Consider the following 1,703-nt stretch of genomic DNA (forward strand, 5'->3'; position numbering starts at 1 on the left):
TCTAAAGCAATTTTTAAGTTGTATGTTTTCAGTAGTGTTATAGGAGTCATGGTGGGTTTGAGTGGAATTTTATTGATTCCATCTTCTAAAATCAAATCACTGGGATGAGTTTGCTCCAAAAACAATCTTGTCAAGTTTAGAACTTCTTTTTTTTCTTCTAAAGATAGATTTTCAAACCAATCAATTACTTTTTCAAAAGAAATTTTCTCCTGAGCAAAGTGGTTTATGATAACTTCATTATTTTTTTGTGTTTGATTTATCATATTCTGGCCTTTCGTTTTTTCTACACTTTATTTTTGCATTGCAGCCAACGTCTCGGTTAACGCAAGTGCGGAGTTTGGGACACGAATTGATCTTTTAATTACTGTTTTTAAAGGTACTCAAAAATGCCATTTTTGACAGGTCTTCCGCATTTGTGTTAACCGTTGTTGTGCAACGTTGTGTGTCCTGCGCTGTTCAGGGATACAATATAAGATTAAGTTCTTTGAAAATTAACAGCATAACTGTAATTGAGATGAGAGGCTCATTTTTTTTTCAGGAACGAGCTTGACAAAGAAAGTCAAGAGGTCTCACGTAAAGAAACATTAATGAGGATTGGTCTCTCGGCTGGGATGTACAGGCATATCAGTCAAACCGCCTTATGGGGCTTGCCTTTCAAGGGTTGGTCTTGAGCGATAAGGTCAAAGGCACTACCGCAGTTGTATTGTGAGGAGCGAGCTATGGTGGGAGTAAAGAAGCTGAACGAGATGCGAGTGAACCCTTGTAGAAGTGTCGTAAACAACTTTAGTATGGTCAAAACTGAGGGATGGGCGGTCTTGCAGGACAAAGCTTAACGGGTGTAACCTGATTTACTGGTTAAGCGACCATCGACATAAAGAGGGCAGGAGCTTTACTTACGGCTTAATTATGGAACAGGAGAAGCCAATCTGTAGTGTGAAAATGCCATAACCCCGAAGGGCAAGGCAGAAAGTAACGATACTACAGATTGGTGGCGGATTTGCCCGTAGTAGTGAAGATGTTCCCCGAAAGGGGAAAGGAGTGAAGGGGCAGACTTAACGGTTTTAAATTGTATTACAACTAAATGAAAATTTAGGATGATTTTCGAGGAGAAACAAAAGTCGCAACCGATAGAAAAGCGACAGGTATGGGAAGCCTTCAGGAAGGTGAAAAGTAATAGAGGAGCAGCCGGAGTGGATAAACTATCCATAGAAGCCGTATCCTCACAAACGAGGAAGTATCTGTATCCGGTATGGAACCGTTTGGCCAGTGGAAGTTACTTTCCCATGCCTGTACGCGAAGTAGAAATACCCAAAGATGAAAATAGGGTAAGAAAGTTGGGCATACCAACGGTACAAGATCGTACGGCTCAAATGGTCATCAGGGAAGAACTGGAAGCTAAGGTGGACAAGCACTTCAGTGCAAGTTCGTTTGGCTATAGACCAAAGAAATCAGCGCACCAGGCTATCAGGCAATGCAGGGAAAACTGCATGAAATTGGACTGGGCGATAGATCTGGACATCAAAAGTTTCTTTGATGAAATAGATCATGAGCTAATGATGAAAGCTTTAAGTCATTTTACAGATAAGAAGCACATCCATCTGTACGTAAAACGCTGGTTGGAAGCCCCCATCCAAAAGAAGGATGGTACAATTCAGAAACGAACCAGAGGCACACCGCAGGGAGGAGTGATAAGTCCATTACTG

2 protein-coding genes are annotated in these 1,703 nt (G+C 41.3%); one reads left to right on the forward strand and one right to left on the reverse strand.

Going from position 1 to position 1,703, the window contains the following annotated elements:
• The coding region (locus HC176_RS15470) for a DUF5958 family protein (RefSeq protein WP_209309733.1) at positions 1-263 on the reverse strand (263 nt) is incomplete at its 3' end.
• 831 nt (positions 264-1,094) lie between these two features.
• On the opposite strand from HC176_RS15470, the gene HC176_RS15475 reads away from it, so the two are divergent.
• A partial coding sequence (locus HC176_RS15475; protein WP_245234917.1) for a reverse transcriptase domain-containing protein occupies positions 1,095-1,703 on the forward strand: 609 nt, incomplete at its 3' end.

It is taken from the genome of Tamlana crocina (genome assembly GCF_012037625.1).